The 24914-nt window shown below is 70.5% G+C and carries 28 protein-coding genes; 21 read left to right on the top strand and 7 right to left on the bottom strand.

Annotation, left to right across the window (positions count from 1 at the left end; all coding sequences use genetic code 11):
- The first annotated feature begins 39 nt into the window (after nucleotides 1–39).
- Both JOD63_RS08785 and JOD63_RS08780 read left to right on the top strand, forming a co-directional pair.
- A complete protein-coding gene (locus JOD63_RS08785) occupies nucleotides 40–1092 on the top strand; it encodes an aldo/keto reductase (RefSeq protein ID WP_045276118.1) in 1053 nt (350 codons plus the stop codon).
- Nucleotides 1093–1159: 67 nt separating this feature from the next.
- Entirely contained in the window at nucleotides 1160–1762 is a 603-nt protein-coding gene (locus JOD63_RS08780; RefSeq protein ID WP_045276119.1) for a histidine phosphatase family protein, read from the top strand.
- A 38-nt stretch (nucleotides 1763–1800) separates the two neighbouring features.
- Here the strand turns inward: JOD63_RS08780 and JOD63_RS08775 are convergent, their stop codons facing one another.
- Nucleotides 1801–3003 carry a RimK family alpha-L-glutamate ligase gene (locus tag JOD63_RS08775; RefSeq protein ID WP_045276120.1) on the bottom strand — a complete coding sequence of 401 codons (1203 nt, stop codon included), beginning with the start codon at nucleotides 3001–3003 and terminating at the stop codon, nucleotides 1801–1803.
- A 26-nt stretch (nucleotides 3004–3029) separates the two neighbouring features.
- On the opposite strand from JOD63_RS08775, the gene JOD63_RS08770 reads away from it, so the two are divergent.
- Nucleotides 3030–3545 carry an ATP-dependent zinc protease family protein gene (locus JOD63_RS08770; RefSeq protein ID WP_045276121.1) on the top strand — a complete coding sequence of 172 codons (516 nt, stop codon included), beginning with the start codon at nucleotides 3030–3032 and terminating at the stop codon, nucleotides 3543–3545.
- On the opposite strand, the gene JOD63_RS08765 is transcribed toward JOD63_RS08770, so the two are convergent.
- Nucleotides 3542–4015: a GNAT family N-acetyltransferase gene (locus JOD63_RS08765; protein WP_045276122.1), complete on the bottom strand. Its 474-nt coding sequence runs from the start codon at nucleotides 4013–4015 to the stop codon at nucleotides 3542–3544. The genes JOD63_RS08770 and JOD63_RS08765 overlap by 4 nt on opposite strands.
- A gap of 77 nt (nucleotides 4016–4092) precedes the next feature.
- Here JOD63_RS08765 and dapB point away from each other — a divergent pair, with 77 nt between their 5' ends.
- Both dapB and JOD63_RS08755 read left to right on the top strand, forming a co-directional pair.
- A complete protein-coding gene (gene dapB, locus JOD63_RS08760; RefSeq protein ID WP_045276123.1) occupies nucleotides 4093–4905 on the top strand; it encodes a 4-hydroxy-tetrahydrodipicolinate reductase in 813 nt (270 codons plus the stop codon).
- Nucleotides 4902–5348: a tetratricopeptide repeat protein gene (locus JOD63_RS08755; RefSeq protein ID WP_045276124.1), complete on the top strand. Its 447-nt coding sequence runs from the start codon at nucleotides 4902–4904 to the stop codon at nucleotides 5346–5348. Before dapB ends, JOD63_RS08755 begins: the two co-directional genes overlap by 4 nt.
- Nucleotides 5349–5363: 15 nt before the next feature.
- On the opposite strand, the gene JOD63_RS08750 is transcribed toward JOD63_RS08755, so the two are convergent.
- The 4 genes from JOD63_RS08750 to JOD63_RS08735 form a co-directional block, all read right to left on the bottom strand.
- Nucleotides 5364–6281 carry a TIGR01777 family oxidoreductase gene (locus tag JOD63_RS08750; protein ID WP_045276125.1) on the bottom strand — a complete coding sequence of 306 codons (918 nt, stop codon included), beginning with the start codon at nucleotides 6279–6281 and terminating at the stop codon, nucleotides 5364–5366.
- Entirely contained in the window at nucleotides 6274–6699 is a 426-nt protein-coding gene (locus JOD63_RS08745) for an OsmC family peroxiredoxin (RefSeq protein WP_045276188.1), read from the bottom strand. The genes JOD63_RS08750 and JOD63_RS08745 overlap by 8 nt, the downstream gene beginning before the upstream one ends.
- A gap of 101 nt (nucleotides 6700–6800) precedes the next feature.
- On the bottom strand, nucleotides 6801–7385 hold the full coding sequence (locus JOD63_RS08740) for a DUF4395 domain-containing protein (protein WP_045276126.1): 585 nt from the start codon (nucleotides 7383–7385) through the stop codon (nucleotides 6801–6803).
- Nucleotides 7378–7815, bottom strand: a complete 438-nt coding sequence (locus tag JOD63_RS08735) for a TlpA family protein disulfide reductase (protein ID WP_045276127.1) — start codon at nucleotides 7813–7815, stop codon at nucleotides 7378–7380. Before JOD63_RS08735 ends, JOD63_RS08740 begins: the two co-directional genes overlap by 8 nt.
- Nucleotides 7816–7956: 141 nt before the next feature.
- Between JOD63_RS08735 and JOD63_RS08730 the strand changes: the two genes are divergently transcribed.
- The 16 genes from JOD63_RS08730 (at nucleotide 7957) to JOD63_RS08655 (ending at nucleotide 23305) form a co-directional block, all read left to right on the top strand.
- Nucleotides 7957–8766, top strand: coding sequence for a thymidylate synthase (locus JOD63_RS08730; RefSeq protein WP_045276189.1), 810 nt, complete (start codon nucleotides 7957–7959; stop codon nucleotides 8764–8766).
- Nucleotides 8763–9272, top strand: coding sequence for a dihydrofolate reductase (locus JOD63_RS08725; protein WP_045276128.1), 510 nt, complete (start codon nucleotides 8763–8765; stop codon nucleotides 9270–9272). Before JOD63_RS08730 ends, JOD63_RS08725 begins: the two co-directional genes overlap by 4 nt.
- A gap of 40 nt (nucleotides 9273–9312) precedes the next feature.
- Complete coding sequence (locus JOD63_RS08720) at nucleotides 9313–10074, top strand: SDR family NAD(P)-dependent oxidoreductase (protein ID WP_045276129.1); 762 nt, start codon at nucleotides 9313–9315, stop codon at nucleotides 10072–10074.
- 51 nt (nucleotides 10075–10125) lie between these two features.
- The gene (dapA, locus tag JOD63_RS08715) at nucleotides 10126–11103 is read left to right on the top strand and encodes a 4-hydroxy-tetrahydrodipicolinate synthase (protein ID WP_045276130.1); all 978 of its coding nucleotides are present in this window, start codon (nucleotides 10126–10128) and stop codon (nucleotides 11101–11103) included.
- A 75-nt stretch (nucleotides 11104–11178) separates the two neighbouring features.
- The gene (locus JOD63_RS08710; protein ID WP_045276131.1) at nucleotides 11179–12855 is read left to right on the top strand and encodes a ribonuclease J; all 1677 of its coding nucleotides are present in this window, start codon (nucleotides 11179–11181) and stop codon (nucleotides 12853–12855) included.
- A 237-nt stretch (nucleotides 12856–13092) separates the two neighbouring features.
- Nucleotides 13093–13587 (top strand): GNAT family N-acetyltransferase, encoded by a 495-nt coding sequence (locus JOD63_RS08705; RefSeq protein ID WP_045276132.1) that lies wholly within the window; start codon nucleotides 13093–13095, stop codon nucleotides 13585–13587.
- A gap of 55 nt (nucleotides 13588–13642) precedes the next feature.
- Nucleotides 13643–16351 (top strand): FtsK/SpoIIIE family DNA translocase, encoded by a 2709-nt coding sequence (locus JOD63_RS08700; protein ID WP_045276133.1) that lies wholly within the window; start codon nucleotides 13643–13645, stop codon nucleotides 16349–16351.
- 26 nt (nucleotides 16352–16377) lie between these two features.
- A complete protein-coding gene (pgsA, locus tag JOD63_RS08695; protein WP_045276134.1) occupies nucleotides 16378–16950 on the top strand; it encodes a CDP-diacylglycerol--glycerol-3-phosphate 3-phosphatidyltransferase in 573 nt (190 codons plus the stop codon).
- A complete protein-coding gene (locus JOD63_RS08690; protein ID WP_045276135.1) occupies nucleotides 16947–17423 on the top strand; it encodes a CinA family protein in 477 nt (158 codons plus the stop codon). The genes pgsA and JOD63_RS08690 overlap by 4 nt, the downstream gene beginning before the upstream one ends.
- A 164-nt stretch (nucleotides 17424–17587) precedes the next feature.
- The gene (locus JOD63_RS08685; RefSeq protein ID WP_045276136.1) at nucleotides 17588–17896 is read left to right on the top strand and encodes a helix-turn-helix domain-containing protein; all 309 of its coding nucleotides are present in this window, start codon (nucleotides 17588–17590) and stop codon (nucleotides 17894–17896) included.
- Between the two features lie 20 nt (nucleotides 17897–17916).
- Nucleotides 17917–18138, top strand: coding sequence for a DUF3046 domain-containing protein (locus tag JOD63_RS08680; RefSeq protein WP_045276137.1), 222 nt, complete (start codon nucleotides 17917–17919; stop codon nucleotides 18136–18138).
- A gap of 283 nt (nucleotides 18139–18421) precedes the next feature.
- Nucleotides 18422–19474, top strand: coding sequence for a recombinase RecA (gene recA / locus JOD63_RS08675; protein ID WP_045276138.1), 1053 nt, complete (start codon nucleotides 18422–18424; stop codon nucleotides 19472–19474).
- On the top strand, nucleotides 19474–20199 hold the full coding sequence (locus JOD63_RS08670; protein ID WP_045276139.1) for a regulatory protein RecX: 726 nt from the start codon (nucleotides 19474–19476) through the stop codon (nucleotides 20197–20199). The genes recA and JOD63_RS08670 overlap by 1 nt, the downstream gene beginning before the upstream one ends.
- A 52-nt stretch (nucleotides 20200–20251) precedes the next feature.
- Nucleotides 20252–21262, top strand: coding sequence for a phosphotransferase family protein (locus JOD63_RS08665; protein ID WP_052682529.1), 1011 nt, complete (start codon nucleotides 20252–20254; stop codon nucleotides 21260–21262).
- Nucleotides 21259–22269: a glycoside hydrolase family 6 protein gene (locus JOD63_RS08660; protein WP_045276140.1), complete on the top strand. Its 1011-nt coding sequence runs from the start codon at nucleotides 21259–21261 to the stop codon at nucleotides 22267–22269. The genes JOD63_RS08665 and JOD63_RS08660 overlap by 4 nt, the downstream gene beginning before the upstream one ends.
- Nucleotides 22270–22438: 169 nt before the next feature.
- The gene (locus tag JOD63_RS08655) at nucleotides 22439–23305 is read left to right on the top strand and encodes a response regulator transcription factor (protein WP_045276141.1); all 867 of its coding nucleotides are present in this window, start codon (nucleotides 22439–22441) and stop codon (nucleotides 23303–23305) included.
- A 103-nt stretch (nucleotides 23306–23408) separates the two neighbouring features.
- Here the strand turns inward: JOD63_RS08655 and JOD63_RS08650 are convergent, their stop codons facing one another.
- Nucleotides 23409–24854, bottom strand: a complete 1446-nt coding sequence (locus tag JOD63_RS08650; RefSeq protein WP_045276142.1) for a glycosyltransferase family 2 protein — start codon at nucleotides 24852–24854, stop codon at nucleotides 23409–23411.
- Nucleotides 24855–24914 lie beyond the last annotated feature (60 nt).

Raw genomic sequence — 24914 nt, 5'->3', positions numbered from 1 at the left:
CCACGAGATTCCCGCAGGGTATCGAGTGAGGGGGGTGAGATGGCTTTCGACGCAGATGCGACACTGACGCAGCACGAGACGCGCGCGGATGCCGCCGCTCCAGCCGCTCCGGCCCCGGGGACTCCGCACCCCTCGGCCCCCATTCCGGTGCAGGGTCCGGGGGTCGGCAACGACGTCCGCGTCACGCTCGGCGAGGGCGGGCCGCCGGTGTTCCCGCTCGTCCTCGGCGGCGGCGAGTTCGGCTGGAACGTCGATCTCGAGTCGAGCCACGACATCCTCGACACGTATGTCGAGCTCGGCGGCAACATGGTGCATTCGTCCGACGGCTATGCCGGCGGGCGCAGCGAGCACATCATCGGCCAGTGGCTGCACTCGCGCGGGCTCCGCGACGACGTCGTGCTCGCCGACCGCATCGGCGCGAACCCCGACAACCCCGGGCTCGGACCGGTGAACCTCGTGCGCGCCGTCGAGGCCTCGCTGACGCGACTGCGCACCGACCGGATCGACGTGCTCTACCTCGATGCCGTCGCCGACTCCACGACCGCGCTCGAAGACACCCTCGCGACTGCCGAGTGGCTGGTCGAGGCCGGCAAGGTCCGCATCGTCGGCGCCGCCGGCTACACCGCCGCCCAGCTCGTCGAGGCGCGCATCTTCGCCTCCGCCGGCTACCCCCGGATCACGGTGCTCGACGTGCCGTACAACGTGCTGCGCCGTCACGAGTTCGACGCCGACCTCAAACTCGTCGCCGGGGCGCAGGGCATGGCGGTGACGCCGTCGCATGCGCTGGAGCACGGATTCCTCTCGGGTCGTCACCGCACGAAGGGCCGCAGCGGCTTCTCGGTGCGCGGCGCCCAGCTCGCGGCGAACATCAACCGCCGCGGCAGCCGGACGCTGCGCGCCCTCGACGCCGTCGGAGCCGAGCTCGGCGTTCCCGATGCGGCGGTGGCCGTGGCCTGGTTGCTCGCCCAGAAGCAGGTAGTCGCCCCGATCGTGAACGCGTTCGCCCCTCATCACGTCGAAGAGATGGTGCAGGGCGTCGGGGTGCAGCTGAATCGGGCGCAACTGGCCGAGATCGCCCGCGCCGCTCAGTGACCCTGCTGTCGTAGGGTGGAGGGGTGCCTCCGACGGGGGTGCGCAACCCCCCGACGGAGTGAGCTGCGTGACGCACTACATCTATCTCGTGCGGCATGGCGAGCATCAGGACGCGGAGCACGGAATGGTCGACGGACCGCTCTCACCGCGTGGGCGCCGCCAGGCCTCTCTGCTGGCCGACCGCTTGTCCGGCGTTCCGTTCGACTCGGTGCGGCACTCGCCCCTCGAGCGGGCCGCTCAGACGGCGCAGGCGGTGGCCGAGCGGATGCCGTCGGTGTCGCCCGAACCCTCGGCGCTCCTGTTCGACTGCGTTCCGACCGGCATGACCCCCGACACGCCCTCGGCGTTCGAGCCGTTCTTCAACTCGGTCACCGAGGCGGAGATCGATGCCGGACGGGCGCAGATGTCGGATGCGGTGAGCGAGTTCCTGGTGCGCAAGCGCGGCGAGGTGCACGACCTGATCATCACGCACAACTTCGTCATCGCGTGGTTCGTGCGCGAAGTCCTCCAGGCACCGGAGTGGCGCTGGATGACCCTCAATCAGGCGCATTGCGGGCTGACGGTCTTCGCGCAGAAGCAGGGGCGTCCGTGGACGCTGCTCTCGCACAACGACATGGCGCACCTGCCGGTCGAGCTGCGCACCGGTCTGCCGGAGATCTACCCGGTCTGACGCGCGGCGCAGCCGACCGAGCGGGTGCTGCCGGCCGGTCAGCCGTTCTCGCCCTCGAGCGGGATCGGGTCCTTCGGGAGCTTTCGCATCTTCGCCCGGCGGCGGCGCCGCTCGGGGATCATCGAGCGCATCTCCTCGAGCTTGCCGAAGCACAGCAGGCGGTCATCCGCTTCGAGCACGACGCCCTTGCGCGGGTTGGGGATGACCGAGGTGCCCCGGTGCAGGGTCAGCACCGTGATGTCGCGCTCCCACAGGCCCGACTCGCCCAGGCTCTTGCCGATCAGGTCGGCGTCGCCGTGCACGAGCAGCTCGGCCACCCCGTAGCCGGTCGACACGGTGAGCCGCTGGCGCACGTCGATCTCGGGGAAGGCGACCTGGTTGGCGATGAAGTCGATGATGGCGCCGGCGACGTCGAGGTTCGTCGCCGACTCGATTCCCTGAAGGCCGGGGGAGGAGTTGACCTCCATCACCAGCGGCCCCTCGTCGCCTTCGAGCATGTCGACGCCGGCGACCTTCAGCCCCATGATCTGCGCCGAGCGCACGGCCGCCTCCTCGTAGGCGGGCGTCAGCTCGACCGGTTCGACGCTGCCGCCGCGGTGCACGTTCGAGCGGAACTCGTCGCCGTTCGCGACGCGCCGCATCGCGGCGACGACCCGGTCGCCGATGACGAGTGCGCGGATGTCGCGACCACGGCTCTCGGCGATGAAGCGCTGGATGAGCACGTTCTGCTTGGTGGAGTGGAGCGTCTCGATGATCGCCTCGGCGACCTTCACCTGCGGGGCGAGGATGACGCCGATGCCCTGAGTGCCTTCGAGGAGCTTGATGACGACGGGTGCGCCGCCGACCCGCTCGATGGCGGGGCGCACATCGGCCCGGTTGCGGACGAAGGCGGTGCCCGGGATGCCGATGTTGTGGCGCGAGAGGATCTGGGTGGCCCGCAGCTTGTCGCGCGCGTTCGAGATGCCGTTGGCGGTGTTGGGCGTGTAGACGTCCATCTGCTCGAACTGGCGCACCACGGCCGTGCCGAAGTAGGTGATCGAATTGCCGATGCGGGGGAGGATCGCGTCGTAGTCCGACAGCGGCCGGCCGCGATAGACGAGGTCGGGCTCGCCGCCGGTGAGGTCGATTCCGAAGCGGAGCGTGTCGAGAACCTTGACCGTGTGGCCCCGCTGCAGCGCTGCAGCACGGAGACGCTGGGTCGAATACGCTCTCGGGGCACGCGAGAGGACTGCGAGTTTCATTCGTGGGTCCCTGAGATGATGTGGGGGTGAAGCAACCCGTCCATTCAAACACCATCGCCGGGTGGCGCGAGTGGGTGAGCCTTCCGCAGAGCGATGTTCCGTGGCTCAAGGCGAAGCTCGACACCGGTGCGCGCACGTCCGCTCTGCATGCGTTCGACATCGAGGAGTTCGACCGCGACGGCGACGCGTGGGTGCGCTTCGGTATCCACCCCTGGCAGCGGTCGGCCGACGACACCGTGATCGTCGAGATGCCCGTCCACGACCGACGCCTCATCCGCAGTTCGTCGGGGCACACGCAGCAGCGCTATGTCGTGCTGATGGCGGTGAAGATGCTCGGTCGCGAGTTCACCGCCGAGGTCACCCTCACCAACCGCGACCAGATGGGCTTCCGCATGCTGATCGGGCGGCAGGCGCTCCGTCATGGCTTCGTCGTCGACTCGGGCCGGTCGTTCCTGGGCGGGCGTGCCCCGAAGGAGGTGCGGCGCCGCAACCGGGGTCGTCCCGCCGAGGGCGCGGACACCGACGACGCGTCGGCTGCCTAGTCGAGGGCGAGCGCGTACCAGCGCGAGGCGTTCGGGTTGTCGTTGTAGGGCGCGATCTCGGCGAAGCCGGTGCGGGCGTAGAGCGCGGCCGCGGCCTCGAGCGAGTGGTGGGTGTCGAGCACGAGCTCGCGCGCGCCGAGCTCCCGTGCACGGGCGATCAGGTCGTCGAGCAGCAGCCGCCCCCAGCCGCGCCCGCGCGTGCGCGGACGCAGGTAGAGGTGCTTCACCTCGTAGCGCACGCCGCGAGGCCCGTCAGGCACCGCACGGATGCCGCCGCAGCCGACAGGACCGTCGTCGTCCTCGGCGATGACGAACACGCCCGCAGGCGGCTCGAACACCGCCGGGTCGGGGAACTTCGTCGTGTACACGACGCTCTGCTCGGCGAAGCCGACGACCCGCGACGCGAAGTACTCGGCGAGCAGCTCGTGGGCGTCGGCCGCGTCGGCGGCGGAGGGGCGGAAGGTGACCACGATTCCAGCGTAGGCGCCGAACCGGCGGTGCCCGCCCGTTCGGCGGAGTGCGGCGGGCCCGCGCCTAGGATTGAGGCATGACGACGCGCGTGGCCCTCGTGGGCGGCACCGGCAAGCTCGGGGGGATCATCCACCAGGTGATCGACGACGAACCCGGATTCGAGGTCGTGGCGGTGCTCACCTCCCGCTCGGGGATGTCGGAGCTCGACGGCGCAGACCTCGTCGTCGACGCATCCGTGCCCGCCGTGTCGATCGACGTCGTGCGCGCCGCAGTCGAGCGGGGCGTGAACGTGCTCGTCGGCACGTCGGGATGGTCGGCGGAGCGCATCGCGCTCGTGCGACCGCTCGTCGACGCCGCCGGCACCGGCGCGCTGTTCGTGCCGAACTTCTCGCTCGGCTCGGTGCTCGGCTCGGCCCTCGCGGCCGCGGCGGCGCCGTTCTTCGGCTCGGTCGAGATCGTCGAGGCCCACCGCGAGACCAAGATCGACTCGCCGAGCGGGACGGCGGTGCGCACCGCCGAGCTCATCGCGGCCGCCCGGTCCGACGTCGGTCCGGTCGAGTCGCCCCATGTCGACCAGCGCGCGCGCGGCCAGCAGGTCGCGAGCGTGCCCATCCACTCGCTCCGCCGGCCGGGCGTCGTCGCGCGTCAGGAGACCATCCTCTCGGGGCCGGGGGAGTCGCTCACCATCACCCACGACACCGTCGAGCCCGCGGCGGCCTACGCCCCCGGCATCCGTCTCGCCCTCGTCGCCGCGCGCGACGGCCGTGGTGTGACAGTCGGGCTCGACAGCCTCGTCGACATCGGCATCCGTCCGCGCGGTCCGCGCGAGACGCGCCCCGTCGACGAGGGCGGCGTGCCCGGCCAGGTCGCGCGCGCCACCGGAGCATGAGCGCCCGCATCGGCGTCGCCGTGATGGCGGTGATGCTCGCGGTGTACATCGTGCTCGTGGGGCAGCGCGCCTGGCTGCTGCTGACGACGCCCGACCCGGTCGCGATCGCGTTCGGAGCCGCGTTGGTGGTGCTCCCGCTCATCGCCGCGTGGGCGCTCGGGCGCGAGCTGTGGTTCGGCGTGCGCGCTCAGCAGCTCGGCGCGCGCCTCGAGGCGGAGGGCGCCCTCCCGACCGACGACGTGGCGGTGCGACCCAGCGGACAGCCGGTGCGCGAGGACGCGGATGCGCTGTTCCCGGCCTATCGAGCGGATGTCGAGGCGCACCCCGACGACTGGGCGGCCTGGTACCGCCTGGGCCTCGCCTACGACGCCTCCGGAGATCGCCGGCGAGCGCGCGAAGCCGTGCGCACGGCCATCAGGCTCGAGCGCGCCGACCGTCGCTGACGGCGACGCGGCCGGTCACGCGGGTGCGTCGACGGCCGCGGAGACCGCGTCTTCGACGGTGGGATGCTCGAACACGAACCCGGTCCGCTCGAGAACCTCGGGCACGACATGGGCGTCGGAGGTCAGCAGCGACTGCGTGGCGTCGGCGCTGAGCGCGACGCGCAGCGCCCACTCCGGAGCCGGGACCAGGAACGGCCGGTTCATCCGCACCGCCAGGGCGAAGCCGAGGTCGTTCGCGGTGGCGCGCTGCGGCCCGGTGAGGTTGACGGGCCCGGTGACGGAGCCGTCGATCACATGACGGATGCCGCGCACCTCGTCGGCGAGCGAGATCCACGGCCATACCTGGGTGCCCCGGCCGATCGGGCCGCCGAGGCCCAGCCGCGTGAGCAGCATCAGGGGCTTGAGCACGCCCTCGGGGTGCACGATCGGAGCGGTGCGCAGCAGGGTCACCCGCGCGCGGTCGCCGGCGCCGAGTGCCGCGGACTCCCACTCGCCGCACACGTCGGCGAGGAAGGTCTCGCCGCGCGGCGACGCCTCCGTCAGTCGTTCGCCGGGGGCGGAGCCGTAGAACCCGACGGCGGAGGCCGAGACGAACGCCGGCGCGGCGTCCCCCAGCGCCGCGACTGCGCCCGCGATCGTGCGGGTCGGCGCGACGCGCGACCACAGCAGCGTGCGCCGGTAGGCCTTCGTCCAGGGGAGTCGGCCGATGCTCGCGCCGCTCAGGCACACGACCGCGCGAGCGCCGTCGAGCACGGCCGGATCGAGCGGCCGGTCGCCCGGGCTCCATTCGATCTCATCGGGGGCGGCGGGCGCGCGGCGCACGAGCCGCGAGACGGTGATCCCGTCAGCGCGCAGGCTCTCCACCAGCGCGGTGCCGATGAGGCCCGACGATCCGGCGACGACGACGCGGCCGGGCTCGGGGAGTTCAGGCAAGCGTCGCCTCGAGGGTGATCTCGATGCCCGCGAGGGCCTGAGAGACCGGGCATCCGCTCTTGGCCGCCTGAGCGATGCGCTCGAAGTCCTCGGGCGAGAGCCCCGGCACGACGGCGTTGACGTTCAGATGGCTGCCGGTGATGCCGGTGCCGGGCTTGAACGTCACCGAGGCGGTCGTGTCGATCGACTCGGGTGGGGTGCCGTTCTCGGCCAGGGCGTTCGAGAGCGCCATGCTGAAGCACGAGGAGTGCGCGGCGGCGATGAGCTCCTCCGGCGTCGTCACCGACGTCGAGCCCTCGCTGCGGGCCTTCCAGTTCACCGCGAAGGTGCCGGTGCCCGAAGAGACGAACGTGACCTCACCGGAGCCGTCGGTGAGACCGCCCTTCCAGGCGGTGCTTGCTTCGCTGGTGACGGTCATGTCGGCCTCCCTGTCGGCACGCCCGCGTGCCGGGCGCATCCCGGTCAGCCTATCCGCGACCGCGCGCGCGGCGCGATGGGTGCGTACCGGCTCGGCGCCGGTCAGGCCGCGGCGGGGCGCTCGCGGCCGACGATGCCGGCGCGCTGGAGCAGGAGGTACAGCTGGCACCCGAGGCACAGCCCGAACACCGCGTTGAGGAATGCCGCGACGAACGCGAGAGCGGCTGCGACGACGAGCGCCCACGGCACCCCGAACAGGTGGAGCACGAGGCCGAGTGTCGTCACGAACAGGCCGACGCCCTGCGCGAACCGCGGAGGACGGGGGTCTTCGAGGTCGACGGGCGGCGAGAGCCGCGGCGCGATCAACGACCGGTAGAGCGCGCCCCACGGTGCGGTGCGCGGCGACAGCACTCCCCACAGGAAGAGCAGTGCGATGACGAGGAGCAGCAGGAACGCCGGGTCGAGGATGCGCTCGCCGACGGTGGCCGCGGTGATCGCCCAGCCGCCGCCTGCGGTGAGCGTCGCCTCGGCGAGGGGCTGGTAGGCGAACCACCCGAACGCCCGGCTGGTCGACAGGCCGGTCAGCCCGAGGAAGACGTCGACCAGGAGCAGCACGGCGGTGATCCCGGCGACGAAGCGCGGTCCGCGCGGGTCGATCCCGCCGCGGACTGACGGTGCCTCAGACACTCGTGCTCTCCGCGGCGAGTCGGTTCAGCTCGAGCTCGAGCACGTCGCGGCCCGGGGCGCCGCCGAAGCGGGTCTGGATCGCGCCGTCGCGGTCGAGCACGAGGGTGGTCGGGGTCTGCAGCACGCGGAAGTGCTTGGCGATGTCGGGCCGGTGCGTGAGGTCGATGTCGAGGTGGCGGACCCCCTCGTGCGCGTCGGCGATCGACGAGAGCGTGCGGTGCACGCCGGGGCAGCGGGCGCAGAGCTCGGTCGAGAACTGCAGCAGGGTGGCCACTTCGCCGAGCTTCTCAGCGCCGAGGCGGTGCGGTTCGACGACCTCGTGGGGGATGTGGCGCTGCGGCCGCGACTGGCGCATCTGCAGGAAGACGCCGACGCCGATCGTCACCGCGAGAAGTGCCGCGATGGCGAGGAGGGCTCCGACGATGTTCACAACCGACCACTGTAACCGCTCCCACCTGGGTGAAGGCCGGATGACGCAATGTGACGGGTGAGGGCTGCGGGGTGCGCACCGTCGGGCGCGCGCCAGCGCGTGATCGCCCTGGTCGATCCACACGCGGGTATCGTGGCGGCCGTGACGACGACGATCCCGACCCCCTACGAGGACCTGCTGCGCGATGTGCTCGAGCACGGCGTGCACAAGGACGACCGCACCGGCACCGGCACGACCTCGGCGTTCGGCAGGCAGATCCGGTTCGACCTGTCGCAGGGGTTCCCGCTCATCACCACCAAGCGCGTGCACTTCAAGTCGATCGCGTACGAGCTGCTCTGGTTCCTGCGCGGTGAGTCGAACGTCGGCTGGCTGCAGGAGCACGGCGTCACGATCTGGGACGAGTGGGCCGACGCCTCGGGCGAGCTCGGCCCGGTGTACGGCGTGCAGTGGCGGTCGTGGCCCACCCCGTCGGGCGGTCAGATCGACCAGATCTCCCAGGTGATCGAGCAGATCCGCGCGAACCCCGACTCTCGGCGGCTGATCGTCTCGGCGTGGAACCCGGCCGACATCCCCGACATGGCGCTCGCTCCCTGCCACGCGATGTTCCAGTTCTACGTCGCCGACGGCAGGCTGTCGTGCCAGCTCTACCAGCGCAGCGCCGACCTCTTCCTCGGAGTGCCCTTCAACGTGGCCTCGTACGCCCTGCTCACGCTGATGATCGCCCAGCAGACCGGTCTCGAGCCCGGCGACTTCGTGTGGACCGGCGGCGACTGCCACATCTACGACAACCACGTCGAGCAGGTGCGCGAGCAGCTGACCCGCGAGCCGTACCCGTACCCGACGCTGCGCCTCGCGCGCACGCCCGCGTCGATCTTCGATTACACCTTCGAGGACTTCGTCGTCGAGGACTACCGGCACCACCCCGCCATCCGCGGAGCGGTCGCGGTATGACCGCTCCCGTCGGCCTCATCTGGGCCGAGGCCCGCGGTGGGGTGATCGGCGCCGACGGCGGCATGCCCTGGCATGTGCCCGAAGACCTCGCGCACTTCAAGGCGAAGACGCTCGGAGCGCCGGTCGTCATGGGGCGGCGCACGTGGGAGTCGTTCCCCGCGCGGTTCCGTCCGCTTCCGGGGCGCCGGAACATCGTGGTCACCCGCAACAGCGCGTGGACGGATGCCGGGGCCGAGCGCGCCGCGTCGCTCGAAGACGCCCTGGCTCTGGCGGGCGCGGATGATCCGGATCGGGTGTGGGTCATCGGCGGCGGCTCGCTCTACCGCGAGGCGATCACCTTCGCCGACCGGCTCGAGATCACCGAGCTCGACCTGGACGTCGCGGGCGACACCCTGGCTCCCGACCGCGCAGGATGGCACGCGGTCGCCGTGGATCCGCCCGAAGGATGGCACACCTCGCGCACCGGCATCCGCTTCCGCATGGTCACGGCGGAACGCGGAGCCTGAGGCGCGCGCCGAGTTCTCCCGAGCCGGTAGCGTGTGCGTCGTGGCCATCGCATTGATCACCGGCGCGAGCTCCGGGCTCGGCGCCGAGTACGCCCGTCAGCTCGCCCTGCGCGGCGCCGACCTCGTGCTCGTCGCACGCGACCGCGACGCGCTCGAGGAGCACGCCCGCACGCTGCGCCGCCGCTACGGCGTCGCGGTCGAGGTGCTCGTCGCCGACCTGCTGAAGCCCCGCAAGCGCGCGCAGGTCGAGGAGCGTCTCGCGAACCGCGAGCATCCCGTCGACATCCTGGTGAACAATGCCGGGTTCGGGCTTCCGCTGGCGTTCGAGCGCAACGACATCGACGACGAGGTCGCCCACCTCGACCTGCACGTCGAAGTGCCGATGCGTCTGACCCACGCCGCCCTCGGGCCGATGCTCGCCCGCGGGCACGGTCGCGTGATCAACGTGGCATCCGTCGCCGGGTTCACCCCGCGCTCCACGTACGGGGCGTGCAAGGGGTGGCTCATCAGCTTCAGCCAGTGGGCGAACGGCGTCTACGCCTCGCGCGGCGTCACGGTGACCGCCGTCTGCCCCGGGTTCACCCACACCAACTTCCACGAGCGGGCGGGTCTGCCGCCGGGGCAGGAGGGCGTGCCGGCGTGGATGTGGCTCGACGCCCGCACGGTGGTGTCGCAGTCGCTGCGCGACGTGGCGCGACGCAAGGCCGTGTCGGTGCCGTCGCTGAAGTACCGGGTGCTCGTCGCCCTCGCCCGTCTGGCGCCGCCCGCGCTCGTGGCGCGCGCCGCCGCCCGCGGCCGCTGATCGCCGCCGAACCGGTCGTCGCGGCGCCCGGCCAACCGATAGCCTGAAGCCATGACGCATGCGAGCAACCCCTTCGGACAGGTTCTCGTCGCGCTCGTCACCCCGATGACGGCCGACGGCGAGGTCGACTGGCCCGCCGTCGAGAAGCACATCGACGACGTCATCACCGCCGGTGCCGACGGCATCGTGGTCACCGGCACCACCGGTGAGACCTCGACCCTCACCGACGCCGAGAAGATCCGCCTCGTCGAGGTCGGAAAGGACGTCGCCGCGGGCCGCGCCAAGATCATCACCGGCGGCGGCTCGAACGAGACCGCCCACGCGATCGAGCTCTACAAGGCCAGCGAGAAGGCCGGCGCCGACGCCATCATGATCGTCACGCCGTACTACAACAAGCCCACCCAGGCGGGCATCCTCACCCACTTCCGCCTCGTCGCCGACGCCACCGACCTGCCGGTGATCCTCTACGACATCCCAGGTCGCACCGGCGTGCCGATCAAGTACGAGACGATCCTGCGCCTGGCCAAGCACCCGAACATCCTCGCCATCAAAGACGCCAAGGGCGACTTTAGCGAGGTGAGCCGCGTGCTCAACCAGACCGGTCTGATGTACTTCTCCGGCGACGACGCGAACGTGCTCCCGCACCTGTCGATCGGCGCCACCGGCCTCATCGGCGTCACGGCGAACATCGCCGCCGCCCCGTACCGCGTGATCGTGGATGCCGTGAACCGTGGCGACCTCGCCGCGGCCACCGCCGCGCACAAGCAGCTCGAGCCGCTCGTGCGCGCCGTGATGACGCACGTTCCGGGCACCGTCTCGGCCAAGTACATCCTGCACGGGCTCGGCCGCATCACGAGCCCCCGTGTCCGTCTGCCGCTGGTCGGCCCCGAAGAATGGGAGGCCGCGATGATCGAAGACGAGCTGGCTCTCGTCAAGGGCGTCCCCGGCGCAGACTTCTCCAACTTCCGCCCCGACCGCAACGCCGCCGCCGGGGGTGCGTTGCCGAAGGTGTCGGGCACCACGAGATGAACAGAACGGTGCTGCTCCCGCGCGCGCACCGCTGATCGAACTACTGCCGCGTGAGCGGCATCCGGAGGAGTCTCCATGCCCACCACACCGTTCGACCCGCCCGCTCTCGAGCCGGGCACGCTCCGCGTCCTCCCGCTCGGCGGCCTCGGCGAGGTCGGTCGCAACATGACCGTCTTCGAGTACGAGGGCAAGCTCCTCGTCGTCGACTGCGGCGTGCTGTTCCCCGAGGAGCACCAGCCCGGCGTCGACCTGATCCTGCCCGACTTCGAGCCGATCAAGGGACGCCTCGACGATATCGTCGGCGTCGTGCTCACCCACGGTCACGAGGACCACATCGGCGCGGTGCCGTACCTCCTCAAGCTGAAGCAGGACATCCCGATCGTCGGGTCGGGGCTCACGCTCGCCCTCACCGAGGCGAAGCTCAAGGAGCACCGCATCCGCCCCTTCAGCCTCACCGTGGCCGAGGGGCAGCACGAGCGGCTCGGCCCGTTCGACCTCGAGTTCATCGCGGTCAACCACTCGATCCCCGACGCCCTCGCCGTCTCGATCCGCACGCCCGCGGGCACGGTGCTCGCCACCGGCGACTTCAAGATGGACCAGCTGCCGCTCGACGGCCGGCTCACCGACCTGCGCGCGTTCGCGCGGCTGGGGGAGGAGGGGGTCGACCTGTTCATGGTCGACTCGACCAACGCCGACGTGCCCGGCTTCACGCCGCTCGAGCGCGAGATCGGCCCCGTGCTCGACCAGGTGATCGGCAAGTCGCCGCGACGGGTCATCGTGGCGAGCTTCTCGAGCCACGTGCACCGCGTGCAGCAGGTGCTCGACGCCGCAGCCGCCCATGGTCGCCGCGTGGCGCTCCTCGGCCGCAGCATGGTGCGCAACATGACCATCGCCGAAGACCTCGGCTACCTGAACGTGCCCGACGGCGTGCTGATCGACTACCGCAAGGCGCGCGATCTGCCCGACGACAAGATCGTCTACATGTCGACCGGGTCGCAGGGCGAGCCGATGGCGGTGCTCAGCCGCATGGCCAACCTCGACCACGCGATCGAGCCGGGTCCGGGCGACACGGTCATCCTCGCGTCGAGCCTCATCCCGGGCAACGAGAACGCGGTGTACCGCGTGATCGACGGGCTGACCAAGCTCGGAGCCCACGTCGTGCACAAGGGCAACGCGAAGGTGCACGTCTCGGGCCACGCCGCCGCGGGTGAGCTGCTGTACTGCTACAACATCCTCAAGCCCAAGAACGTGCTGCCGATCCACGGCGAATACCGCCACCTCATGGCCAACGCGAAGCTCGCGCAGGACACCGGGATCGCCCCCGAGCGCACCATCCTCGGCGAGAACGGCACGGTCATCGACCTCAAGGATGGGGACGCGCGTGTGGTCGGCCAGCTCGACCTCGGCTTCGTCTACGTCGACGGGTCGACCGTGGGCGAGATCACCGACGCCGATCTGAAGGATCGACGCATCCTCGGCGAAGAGGGCTTCATCTCGGTGATCGTCGTGGTGGATGCCTCGACCGGCAAGGTCATCTCTGGACCCGAGATCCACGCACGCGGCTTCGCCGAGGACGATGCGGTGTTCGAGAGCGTCAAGCCCAAGATCGCCGCAGCCCTCGCGGAGGCGGCGAAGTCGGGCGTCCGCGACTCGCACGCGCTGTCGCAGATCGTCCGCCGAACGATCGGCCGCTGGGTGAACCAGTCGCTGCGCCGCCGTCCGATGATCGTGCCGCTCGTGATCGAGGCGTAGCCGAGATCACCCGTCGGCGGAGTATCGGGGCGTAGCCGAGATCACCCGTCGGCGGAGTATCGGGGCGTAGCCGAGATCACCCGTCGGCGGAGTATCGGGGCGTAGCCGAGATCACCCGTCGGCGGAGTATCGGGGCGTAGCCGAAATCACCCGCCGGCGGAGTACCGAGCCGTAGCGGGCGCGAAGGTGTAACAGCCCCGTCACGAACACCGTCGAACCCGGCGATAGGATCGCGCCATGCCCGCGCCGTACAGCATCCGTCCTGCGACACAGGCTGACGGCGCCTTCCTCGGCGACATGGTCGTCGAGGCGGTGAACTGGCGTGCCGGCGGGGCGCAGCCGAAGCACCAGGTGGTGACGGACTCGCACCACAGCCGCTACGTCACCGGGTGGATGCGGCCGAGCGATGCCGGATTCGTCGCGGTCGACGCGAACGGGGCGCCGGTCGGGGCCGCGTGGTACCGGATGCTGCCGCGCAGCGATCCCGGCTTCGGCTACGTCGGCACGGGCGTGCCCGAGCTGACGATCGGCGTCCGGCCGATCTGGCGGGCCCACGGGGTGGGGCGGGCGCTCCTGCAGCGATTGTGCGAGCACGCGCGGTCGCAGGGCTTCGCGCGCATCAGCCTCAGTGTCGAGCGCGACAACTTCGCAGCGACGCTCTACCGCTCCGAGGGGTTCGCCGTCACGCAGAGCGGCATCGGGCGCGACACGATGGTCAAGCGCCTGCACTGACGCGAAGCACCGCGTGGTTCCGCGGAAAGTCGGCGGTTCGCCGTACCGTGGAGCAATGGCCAGGAGCACCACCCCGACCAAGGGTTCCCGCGCGTCGTCGAACACGACGCCCAGCGCGACGCCCTCCCGCGCGCGCAAGCCGGCGCCTGCGCCCAAGAAGTACGTCGACGAGGTCGACCGCCCACCCGTCATCGTGCGGGCGTGGCTGGGTCTCGCGCATGCCACCGGCGCGCTGTTCCGCGCGTTCGGCCCCGAGAACCTCGAGAAGGAGCAGCGCCGCGACGGGTTCCCGTTCCTGCTGGTCCTGATCGCGATCGCGGGCGCCGTCAACGAATGGTTCTTCATCGGCAGCGACGTCGCCGCGAACATCAGCGCCTACACGGTCGGCGGGCTCCTCGGCCGCGAGGCGTTCGTGCTGCCGGTGCTCCTGCTCGTGCTCGCGGGCTGGATGTTCCGCCATCCGGCATCGGTGCACGACAACGGCCGTGTCGGCATCGGCTTCGGCCTCCTCATCCTCACGGTCGCGGGCTTCTGCCATGTCGCCGGCGGACGACCGCAGCCGAGCGAAGGGCTCCCGGCACTCAGCACGGCCGGCGGCCTGTTCGGCTGGATGCTCGGGGAGCCCCTCGCCTTCGTGCTCAGCGACATCGGCGCGTACATCGCCCTGTCGCTGCTGGCGGTGCTCAGCATCCTCATCGTCACCAAGACGCCCCCGAACCGCATCGGGCGCCGCCTGGGTGAGCTCTACGCCTGGATGTTCGGCGCCGAGGCCCTCGAGAGCAAGCCCGAGAAGGATGCCGCGGCCACGACGGGGGACGACGACGGCGACCCCGCCCTGCCGTGGTGGCGGCGGAACAAGACGGGCCGCGAGAAGGACCCCGAGGGCGAACTCGGCTCGCAGGACCTCACCGAGCTGCTCACGGCCGGAACATCGCAGGGGGCGTTCGCGCAGGCTGTCGCTCCGCCGGAGCCCGCGGCCCCGGCTCCCGATGCGCTCACCGAGGTCATCGACCCGGCCGTGCTCGCCGGGGCGCGCAAGGCCGCAGGGGCGGCCGGCACCTCGCTGCGCGACGACACCGGCGCGGTCGAGCAGGTCGACGACGGGCTTCTCCCCGGTCTCGACGGCATCGGCACCGACACGACGCACACCCCGTCCGCGCCCTACCGCCTCCCCGGGGTGAACGCACTCGCCGCAGGCACGCCGCACGTCGCGCGCTCGCAGGCGAACGACGACGTCGTCAAGGCGATCACGAGCGTCCTCGACCAGTTCTCCGTCGACGCGCGCGTCACCGGCTTCTCCCGCGGTCCGACAGTCACGCAGTACGAGATCTCGCTCGGACCGGGCGTCAAGGTGGAGCGCATCACAGCGCTGACGAACAACATCGCCTACGCCGTCGCCTCGAACGAGGTGCGCATCCTCGCCCCCATCCCCGGCAAGAGCGCCATCGGCGTCGAGATCCCCAACGCCGACCGCGAGATCGTCACACTCGGCGACGTGCTGCGCTCCCAGACGGCGCAGCAGTCGACCCATCCGATGACCATCGGCGTCGGCAAGGACGTCGGCGGCGGCTACGTCGTCGCGAACCTCGCGAAGATGCCGCACCTCCTCGTCGCCGGCTCCACCGGCTCGGGAAAGTCCAGCTTCGTCAACTCGATGATCACGAGCCTGCTCATGCGGGCGAAGCCCGCGGACGTGCGCATGGTGCTCATCGACCCGAAGCGGGTCGAGCTCACCTCGTACGCCGGTGTGCCGCACCTCATCACGCCCATCATCACGAACCCCAAGAAGGCCGCCGAGGCGCTGCAGTGGGTCGTGAAGGAGATGGACATGCGGTACGACGACCTCGCGTCGTTCGGCTTCCGCCACATCGACGACTTCAACAAGGCCGTGGTGGCGGGCGAGGTGCAGGTGCCGCCGGGCAGCGAGCGCGTGCTCAAGCCGTACCCGTACCTGCTCGTGGTGGTCGATGAGCTCGCCGACCTCATGATGGTCGCACCGCGCGACGTCGAGGACTCGATCGTGCGCATCACCCAGCTCGCTCGCGCGAGCGGCATCCACCTCGTGCTCGCCACGCAGCGGCCCTCGGTCGACGTCGTCACCGGCCTGATCAAGGCGAACGTCCCGTCGCGCCTCGCCTTCGCCGTGACCAGCGTCACCGACTCGCGCGTCATCCTCGACCAGCCCGGCGCCGACCGCCTGATCGGCCAGGGCGACGGTCTGTTCCTCCCGATGGGCGCCTCCAAGGCGCTGCGCGTCCAAGGTGCGTGGGTGAGCGAGCAGGAGATCGAGACGGTCGTCAAGCACGTCACCGCGCAGGCCCGCCCCGAGTACCGCAACGACGTCGCCGCCGTGGCCGAGAAGAAGGAGGTCGACGCCGACATCGGAGACGACCTCGAGCTGCTGCTCGCCGCCGCCGAACAGATCGTCTCGACGCAGTTCGGGTCGACGTCGATGCTGCAGCGCAAGCTGCGGGTCGGCTTCGCCAAGGCCGGCCGCCTCATGGATCTGCTGGAGTCCCGCGAGATCGTCGGCCCGTCCGAGGGGTCGAAGGCGCGTGACGTGCTCGTCACGGCGGAGCAGCTCCCCGAGGTGCTGGCCCGGCTCCGCGGTGAGGACGTCCCGGCTCCGGCGCCCACGGCGCCCGCTGCGGCGGCATCCGATCAGTACGGTCCCGACGCCGTCGCGTCGCAGTTCGAGGGTCTTCCCGAAGTCGTGGTCGACGACGACTCCGAGGATGCCTGGGGCCTCACCGGCCGCGACTGACGGCATCTGCTCGGTAGGCTCACGACATGGCCATTCCGCGGCAGCTGCCCAACGCGATCACCATCGTGCGCATCCTGTGCGCCCCCGTCTTCCTGTGGATGCTGCTGGCCGACGGCGGCGCCGACGGAGCCCTGCGCTGGTGGGCGGCGGTGCTGTTCATCGTCGCGATCGCGACGGACGGGATCGACGGCTGGCTCGCTCGCCGGTACGAGATCGTCACCGATCTCGGCAAGCTCCTCGACCCGATCGCCGACAAGGTGCTGACCGGGTTCGCCTTCATCGGCCTGTCGATCCTCGGCGAGCTTCCGTGGTGGATCACGATCGTCGTCCTCATCCGCGAGATCGGCATCACCGTGTACCGCTTCCTGGTCGTGAGCGATCACGTACTCGCCGCAGCATGGATGGGCAAGCTCAAGACCCTCGCGCAGGGCGTCGCGCTGTCGCTCGCGCTGCTGCCGCTGTGGACGCTCGTCGGCGACTGGATCTTCTGGGTCAACGGCGTGACGATGACGATCGCCGTCGTGCTCACGATCGCGAGCGGCATCGACTACATCGTCACCGAGATGCGTGCGGCCCGCGCGAAGCGGGCGGCGCAGTGACGGATGCCGCGGCCCTGCTCGCGGCGCTGCACAGCCGCGGGTGGACCGTCGGCACGGCGGAGTCGTTGACCGGGGGACTGGTCGTCGCGCGGCTCGTCGATGTGCCGGGGGCGTCGGCGACCGTCCGCGGCGGCGTGGTCGCGTACGCGACCGACCTCAAGGCGTCGGTGCTCGGCGTCGATGCCGGTCTGCTCGCCCGCGTGGGCGCAGTCGATTCCGAGGTGGCCCGGCAGATGGCGCTCGGAGCACGACGGGTGACCGGAGCCGACGTGGGGCTCGCCACCACGGGGGTGGCCGGACCCGACCCGCAGGACGGGCAGCCCGTCGGCACCGTGTTCGTCGCGGTGTCGACGCCGGAGGGCGCCACCGTCACACAGCTGGCGCTGACCGGCACCCGCGCGCAGATCCGGACCGCGGCTGTGGACGCGGCTCTCGAGGCCGGACTGGGCGCCGTCCGACCCGCGGGCGGGTAGCGCGGGGCGATCGCGGATGACCGGGAACAGATCGTGTTTCTTCTGGGTTACATTCCGCGATTCCCACCCATTGCTCAGAACACGGGTTTAGATTGGCATCATCCGGTGCTGTACTGTTGTCCACCCGGACAGCAGGGGAATCAGAAGTGGAGGAGGGGGCCGACATGATCCTGGTTCGTCAAGAGATCGGCGAAGTGCTTCGTGATTTCCGTCAGCAGAAGGGGCGCACCCTCCGTCAGGTGGCCAGCCGCGCCAGCGTCGCACTCGGGTACCTGAGCGAGGTCGAACGAGGCCAGAAGGAGGCGTCGAGCGAGATCCTCGCTTCGGTCGCCGAAGCACTCGATGTTCCCATCTCCACCATCATGCGCGAGGTCGGAGATCGTCTCTCGGTCCTCGAGGGCCTGCAGACCTTCCCCGATGTCGTCCCCGACGAGCTCGTCGCCGCCGTCGACGCCGAGCTGTCGCTGCGGTGAGAACAGCCGCTTCCTGATCCATGCGACGCAGTGAGTTCCTGCGCGCCGTCGAAGATGAGTTCGGTGCGCGCGGCCCGTCGCTCGTGTTCGACCTGGTTCTTCCCGCGGTCGGCGGTCGCACCGCTGAACGGGCCCTCTCCGACGGCGTGCCACCCCGCGAGATCTGGCTCGCCCTCTGCGATGAGACCGACGTCCCCGCGCAGCGACGGTTCGGCGTCGGGCGGCTCGAGCCCCGTTCCTGACTGGCGCCCAACGCGCGCTGCGTGAGCTCGGATCCGGTCGCTCGCCGCGTGTCTCGCACCGGCGTGGCGTCGAAGATCCGTTCGATACCCGCGTAGGCTCCTGCACAGCAGGTGTCGAGGACGTTTCTGTCCACAGCGCGGAAGGGATCACCGCCGATGTCGGAGCCCCTCCCTAGCGTGAGCAGCGTCGAACGACACCACACGCCTTGTCGCAGCATCCGCCCCACCGGGGCGGAGCGCGACAGCCTACAGGCGACGGAACCGCGAGCATCAGGAGAACACCATGCCCTCACCCGCTGACCGCGAGAAGGCCCTCGAATCGGCCCTCGCACAGATCGACCGCCAGTTCGGAAAGGGCTCGGTGATGCGCCTCGGCAGCGACGAGCGCGCTCCGGTCGAGGTCGTCCCCACCGGCTCGATCGCACTCGACGTCGCACTCGGCATCGGTGGACTCCCGCGCGGCCGCATCATCGAGATCTACGGGCCGGAGTCGTCGGGTAAGACGACCCTGACCCTCCACGCGATCGCCAACGTGCAGCGCGCCGGCGGCATCGCCGCCTTCATCGACGCCGAGCACGCACTCGACCCCGACTACGCGCAGAAGCTCGGCGTCGACATCGACTCGCTCCTGGTGTCGCAGCCCGACACCGGTGAGCAGGCGCTCGAGATCGCCGACATGCTGGTGCGCTCCGGTGCCATCGACCTGGTCGTCATCGACTCGGTCGCCGCGCTCGTGCCCAAGGCCGAGATCGAAGGTGAGATGGGCGACTCCCACGTCGGTCTCCAGGCCCGCCTCATGTCGCAGGCACTGCGCAAGCTCACCGGTGGCCTCAACCAGACCAACACCACGATGATCTTCATCAACCAGCTGCGCGAGAAGATCGGCGTGTTCTTCGGCTCGCCCGAGACCACCGCCGGTGGAAAGGCGCTGAAGTTCTACGCGTCGGTGCGTCTCGACATCCGTCGCATCGAGACTCTGAAGGACGGCTCCGACGCTGTCGGAAACCGCACCCGCGTCAAGGTCGTCAAGAACAAGATGGCGCCGCCGTTCAAGCAGGCCGAGTTCGACATCCTGTACGGCGTCGGCATCTCGCGCGAGGGCAGCCTGATCGACTTCGGCGTCGAGCACGCGATCGTCAAGAAGTCGGGCGCCTGGTACACGTACGACGGCGAGCAGCTCGGCCAGGGCAAGGAGAACGCCCGCAACTTCCTGCTCAAGAACCCCGACATCGCCGCCGAGATCGAGTCGAAGATCAAGACGAAGCTCGGCATCGGGGTGCCGAAGGGCGCGGCAGAGGCCCCGTCCGACGAGCTGGCGGCGCGCCGCCCGGCGTGATGGTCCGCTTCGTCGACAGAGAGTCGCTCACCGAGGGCGAGCCGGGCGCCGAGGGCGTCGGGCTCGCCCCGGTGATCCCGCTCTTCGGAGGCAGTGGCGGTGCCGGGCAGGGTGGCAGCGACGGTGACGACCGGCTCCCCGACGCCGGCGCAGGCCGCGGGGTGCGTGAGGGGCGCGGTGCGCGTGAGAGTCGTGCGAGCCGTTCCCGTGTCGAGCCGGAGCCGCTGTCTCCCGAAGCTGCGGAGGAGGCAGCCGAGCAGGCGCTCCTGAAGCGCCTGCGCACCCGATCGCTCTCGGTTCGGGAGTCGCACGACGTGCTGCGCGGGCACGAGGTCTCCGCCGAGGCGAGCGAGCGGATCATCGCGCGCATGCTCGACTACGGCTACCTCGACGATGCAGCTCTCGCCGAGCAGCTCGTCCACACGGGCGCCGACCGCAAGGGCCAGGGGCGTCGCGCGATCGGGCAGACGCTGGCGAAGCGCGGCGTGCCGCGCGAGGTGGCCGACGCGGCGCTGGAGCAGATGCCCGACGACGACGCCGAGCGGGCGCTGGAGTTCGCGCGCACCAAGGCCCGTTCGATGGCATCGCTCGACCACGACGCTGCGCTGCGCCGACTGTCGGGGCAGCTGGCCCGCCGCGGGTATGGCGGGTCGGTGGCCCTCGACGCCGCGCGTCGCGCGCTCGACGAAGTCTCGAAGCCGTCGTCCGGGGTTCGTTTCCGGTGAGGCGCCGCGGGCGCGGCGCCGACGCATCCCGCCGAGTCACTACGATGAGCCCGTGACCGGCAGAGTCGACATCTCCCTCGATCAGGTGCGCGATCTCGTCTCCTCCCTCGGCGAGGTCGTCGTCGCCGAGCCGATCGACGGCGGCTTCTTCGCGACCGCGCTGCGCCTCACCTTCGCCGACGGCACGCGCTCGGTGATGAAAGCGGTGTCGGCCGACACGTCTCGGCTGAGCCGGTACGAACACGGCATCCTGGGCACCGAGGCACGGGTGTTCGAGATGCTCGCCGACACGGAGGTGCCGGTGCCGACCGTGCAGCTCGCCGATTTCACGCGAACTCTCGTGCCCGCCGACGTGCTGGTCACCTCACACCTCCCCGGCGTCGTCTGGAACGGGCTCGACATCGCCGACGCCGATGCGGCCGCGCTGCGCCGCGGTCTCGGCGCAGCCATGGCGGCGGCGCACCGGGTCGAGGGCCCGCACTTCGGGTATCCGGCGGCCGCGTCCGCACTCGCCGCGCCGACCTGGCCGGCGGCGTTCGGGCTCATGGTCGAGGCGGCGCTGACGGATGCCGAGACCTGGGGCGTCGCGCTTCCCGTCGATCGAGTGCGGCGCGCCCTGCACGACCATCAGATCGCGCTCACCACCGTGAAACGCGCGAGCGTCGTCCACACCGACCTGTGGCCGGGGAACGTGTTCGTCGACGCCGACGAGATGCGCATCGTCGGCATCATCGACACCGAGCGCACCGTCTGGGGAGATCCGCTCATCGATCTCGTCGGAGCGGAGCCGCTCTCGACCGAGCCGCCCGACGCCGACCTGCTGGCCGGCGACGGCGCGGCCGGCGGCGAGCTCGCGGCGATCCTCGGAAGCCCGGCAGGCGAGGCACGACTGAACCTCTGCCGCATGTACATGGCCCTGCTCTACGTCACCGAGGTGACCATCCGCGGCTACGACGGCGAGTTCGCCCTCTCGTACGAGAGCGCCGGGCGGGCGAACCTCGAGATCGCCCTGGCGCGGCTCGAGGAACTTGCGCCCGGGAACGGCTCACGGTGCACCGCATGACATCCGTTCCGACGTCCGCAGTTCGTCCGCGCTCACGCCGGCGCGCCTGGCTCATCGCCGCCGTCGGCGTGGTGGCGGCCCTGGTCGCGGTGATCATCATCATCGCGCTGGTCTGGCCGCGCGCCGCCGCCGCGCCCGGGCCGGGCATCCGCGTCCTTGCGTCCGGCACCTCGAGCGCCGCGGAGGCGGCGGCCGCGGGCGGGGGAGCAGACGGCCTGCGCGCCGCCGAGTACCTCGCCGAGCAGCCGACCGCGGTGTGGCTGGTGCCGGAGAGCGATCCTCTCGGGCAGGTCGCGCAGCGGATCGACGAATTGGCGACCGAGGCTCGCTCGCAGTCCGCTCGCCTGGCGGTCGTGGTGTACGGGCTTCCCGACCGCGACTGCGGAAACCACTCCGGAGGCGGCCTCGACGCGGCCGGCTACGAGGAGTGGACGGCGGAGATCGGCGACGCGCTGCGGGCCGCCGCAGATGTGGCCCCGATCGTCGTGCTCGAACCCGACAGCCTCGCCCTCGCCTCGGAGTGCGTCGACGTGGGGGAGCGTGCAGCGCTGCTGTCGACGGCCGTCGATGCGCTCGTCGGGCCCTCGACCTGGCTGTATCTCGACGGCGGGCACTCGAACTGGCATCCCGCCGCCGAGATGGCCGGCCTTATCGAACAGGTGGGCGATCTCGACCGTGTGCGCGGATTCGCCCTCAACGTCTCGAACTACAACCTCACCGGCGACGAGGTCGCCTATGCGCACACCCTCGCCGCCGAACTCGGAGGAGAGCGCCACGCGCTGATCGACACCGGCCGCAACGGCGCCGACGCCGGCGGCGAGTGGTGCAATCCGCCTGGCGCGCTCATCGGGGAGCCGGGCGGCACGATCGGCGACGACGTCGTCGACACCAACCTCTGGATCAAGCCGCCCGGCGAGAGTGACGGCCTCTGCAACGGCGGGCCGGCGGCCGGGCGATGGTGGCCGGATGGCGCGACATCGCTCACGCGCGAGGTCGACGCGGACTGAGAACGCCGGGACTCACCCGAGCACCGCATCCCGTCCCGAAGCTGTCGGGCTGTGTAGCATCGAACACACCTGACCGCTGAGTCCTCCGTGCCCGCCGATGAGCTGTGGGCGTCGGCGGCGTCGAGACGACCGGAGGGATGAGGCCCTGGTGAGCACTTCCACGGATGCAATGAAGACCGCAGTCATCATCGAGGACGACGCCGAGACACGGCACCTTCTGGCGGAGGTCCTGGAGGCGGCGGGGTTCTCGACCGTGTCGGTCGGCAACGGCATCGACGGGGTTCGGGCGGTTCAGACGTACCAGCCCATGCTCACGACCGTCGACGTGCACATGCCCGGTATCGACGGCATCGAGGCGGCGCGGCGCATCCGGGCGGTCTCCTCGACGTACCTCATCATGCTCACCGGCCTGGCTGACGAGGCGGACGTGATCGCCGGCCTCGGCGCCGGTGCCGACGACTACCTGCTGAAGCCGTTCCGGCCGCGGGAGCTCCGCGCGCGCGTCGAGGCCATGCTGCGTCGCGCGCAGACGGAGCCGGCCGCCGCCGCCATCGCGCCTCCCGCGCCGAGCGCGGGCAGTGTCGGCCCGTCGTTCCCCGGCGCCCGTCCCGTTACCGCACAGGTTCCGCAGAGCCTTGAGCCGGCCGCGACCGCGGAGCCTGCGCGCGACGAGGTGATCGAGGCGGAGCTCATCGACGGCAGCGAAGCGGAGTGGCTCGGCCACCGTGACCTGCGACTGCACCTCGAGAACCGCATCGTGCTGATCGACGGCGACGAGCTGGAGCTCACCCGCACCGAGTTCGACCTGCTCGCCACGCTGCTCGAATCGAAGCGGCGCGTTCGGAGCAAGGCGGATCTCACCCTCGTGCTCCGCGGCGAGTCCTACGTGACCAGCTACTTCGTCGGCGATGCCGACAAGCGTGCCGTCGAGGCGCACATGACGAATCTGCGCCGCAAGCTCGGCGACAGCGCCGCGAACCCGCGCTACATCGAAACCGTGCGCGGCGTCGGCTATCGGCTCACGTCCGCCGTCTGACGCGAGCCGCGTCGAGGCGTTCCGCAGACGCCCACGCGAAAACGAAAGCGAGACGCGCCGGGTACAGGACCCGACGCGTCTCGTGTGACCGATTCGGTTCGGTTCAGACCTTGTAGCCGTGCTGACGGCGGATGAGCTTGAAGAACATGCCGAGGGTCTGCAGCACCGTGACCACGCCGACGATCGGCCAGCCCACCCACAGGATCGCCGACTGCACCGATGCGCCCAGCATCGACCAGATGACGGCGACCGCGATCGCCACCGCGACCACCACGATGAGCGGCGTCCAGTGCCCGAGCCCCGCACCGCGCTCCGCCTTGGCCTGCATGGCCCAGTTGTCGACCTTCTTGCGCGAGAGGAATCGGGTCCACGACCGCAGGAAGTGGCTCATCCGCACCCACATGTAGGCCTCAGCGGGGAGGAAGGTGAGGGCGAACAGGATGTCACGCGCATTGCGCTTGTCGAGGGCGAGGGCCATGCGCAGGTTCAGCAGCATCGCGACCGCGACGGGCACCAGCCACCAGGCAGAGAAGACGAACGCGCCGATCGAGAGCGACCCCGCGAGCAGCGTGAGGAACGCGACGCGGACGAAGATGTTGACGAGCATCGCGAAGTTCTCGAACCAGCGCACGCGGAGGTTCGGGTGGAACGGCTGGCCCTTCGTGTCGCCTCGCTGGCCCGGCCACATCAGCTCGATCGCGCCGTACGTCCACTTCACCTGCTGCGCGTCGAGCGACCGCAGGGTGGTCATGCCGCCCACGTCGGCCCGCGCGACGGGGCTGATCTTGGTGAGGTAGCCCGCGCTCTTGATCTGGAGCGACAGCAGCGAGTCCTCGACCTCGCTGTCCTTGACCCAAGGGGTCGACTGGTGGTTCTGCTTCATGACGTCGCGCAGGGCCTGCGTCGAGAAGATCGAGAACTGTCCGCCGAGCACGGCCATGTTGCGTCCGCGCAGCAGGTTGTGCATGTTGAACGCCGCGAACTGCGAGCGCTGCCCCGAGATGAGGAACTTCGCGATCGGTCCCTTGATCGGCCGGTCGTCGATCGAGTAGATCGCCGAGATGCCGCCGATGCGGGTGTCGGAGACGGCCTCGGACTCGAGGTACTCCACGGCACGCTCGTCGGCGATGGTGTCGCCGTCGACGCCGAGGAGGTAGTCGTAGCCCTCGACGAGCGAATAGCCGTAGTTGAGGGCGCCGACCTTCTTGTCGGGGTTCTTGCCGATGTCGTGCACGAAGACCTCGGTGAACTGCTCGCCCATCTCGGTCGTGACCTCGTGCGGGCCGGCGTACTGTGACGCGATCTTCACCGTGGCGTCGGAGGTGTTGTTCACCACGACGTGGATCACATCGGGCAGCCGCGTCTGGCTGAGCAGACCCTCGATGACCGCGGCGATGGACTCGGCCTCGTTGTAGGCGGGGATCACGCAGCCGATCGTCGCGCGGTGGCCGGAGACGCCGTCTTCGAGCACGGCCTCGAAGTCCGAGGCGAAGCCGGGGTCGACCGAGGCGACCGCGAGGTCGGTGGAGCGCGAGGCCGGGTTGGTCATGTGCGTGTCCGTTCGTGTGGGGTCGTCGTGGGGACATCAACAACAATGCCCGACCGATCG

Source organism: Microbacterium terrae (genome assembly GCF_017831975.1).
GTDB classification, from domain to species: Bacteria; Actinomycetota; Actinomycetes; order Actinomycetales; family Microbacteriaceae; genus Microbacterium; species Microbacterium terrae.
Note: the sequence above shows the minus strand (reverse complement) of the source record. Positions and strands in the feature narration are given on the sequence as shown.

Excerpts from the sequence above, each read along its gene's own strand:
- JOD63_RS08785 (WP_045276118.1), top strand. The coding sequence starts at position 40 with ATGGCTTTCGACGCAGATGCGACACTGACGCAGCACGAGACGCGCGCG.
- JOD63_RS08775 (WP_045276120.1), bottom strand. The coding sequence starts at position 3,003 with ATGAAACTCGCAGTCCTCTCGCGTGCCCCGAGAGCGTATTCGACCCAG.
- dapB (WP_045276123.1), top strand. The coding sequence starts at position 4,093 with ATGACGACGCGCGTGGCCCTCGTGGGCGGCACCGGCAAGCTCGGGGGG.
- JOD63_RS08755 (WP_045276124.1), top strand. The coding sequence starts at position 4,902 with ATGAGCGCCCGCATCGGCGTCGCCGTGATGGCGGTGATGCTCGCGGTG.
- JOD63_RS08745 (WP_045276188.1), bottom strand. The coding sequence starts at position 6,699 with ATGACCGTCACCAGCGAAGCAAGCACCGCCTGGAAGGGCGGTCTCACC.
- JOD63_RS08725 (WP_045276128.1), top strand. The coding sequence starts at position 8,763 with ATGACCGCTCCCGTCGGCCTCATCTGGGCCGAGGCCCGCGGTGGGGTG.
- dapA (WP_045276130.1), top strand. The coding sequence starts at position 10,126 with ATGACGCATGCGAGCAACCCCTTCGGACAGGTTCTCGTCGCGCTCGTC.
- JOD63_RS08710 (WP_045276131.1), top strand. The coding sequence starts at position 11,179 with ATGCCCACCACACCGTTCGACCCGCCCGCTCTCGAGCCGGGCACGCTC.
- JOD63_RS08705 (WP_045276132.1), top strand. The coding sequence starts at position 13,093 with ATGCCCGCGCCGTACAGCATCCGTCCTGCGACACAGGCTGACGGCGCC.
- JOD63_RS08700 (WP_045276133.1), top strand. The coding sequence starts at position 13,643 with ATGGCCAGGAGCACCACCCCGACCAAGGGTTCCCGCGCGTCGTCGAAC.
- pgsA (WP_045276134.1), top strand. The coding sequence starts at position 16,378 with ATGGCCATTCCGCGGCAGCTGCCCAACGCGATCACCATCGTGCGCATC.
- JOD63_RS08685 (WP_045276136.1), top strand. The coding sequence starts at position 17,588 with ATGATCCTGGTTCGTCAAGAGATCGGCGAAGTGCTTCGTGATTTCCGT.
- JOD63_RS08680 (WP_045276137.1), top strand. The coding sequence starts at position 17,917 with ATGCGACGCAGTGAGTTCCTGCGCGCCGTCGAAGATGAGTTCGGTGCG.
- recA (WP_045276138.1), top strand. The coding sequence starts at position 18,422 with ATGCCCTCACCCGCTGACCGCGAGAAGGCCCTCGAATCGGCCCTCGCA.
- JOD63_RS08670 (WP_045276139.1), top strand. The coding sequence starts at position 19,474 with ATGGTCCGCTTCGTCGACAGAGAGTCGCTCACCGAGGGCGAGCCGGGC.
- JOD63_RS08660 (WP_045276140.1), top strand. The coding sequence starts at position 21,259 with ATGACATCCGTTCCGACGTCCGCAGTTCGTCCGCGCTCACGCCGGCGC.
- JOD63_RS08655 (WP_045276141.1), top strand. The coding sequence starts at position 22,439 with ATGAAGACCGCAGTCATCATCGAGGACGACGCCGAGACACGGCACCTT.
- JOD63_RS08650 (WP_045276142.1), bottom strand. The coding sequence starts at position 24,854 with ATGACCAACCCGGCCTCGCGCTCCACCGACCTCGCGGTCGCCTCGGTC.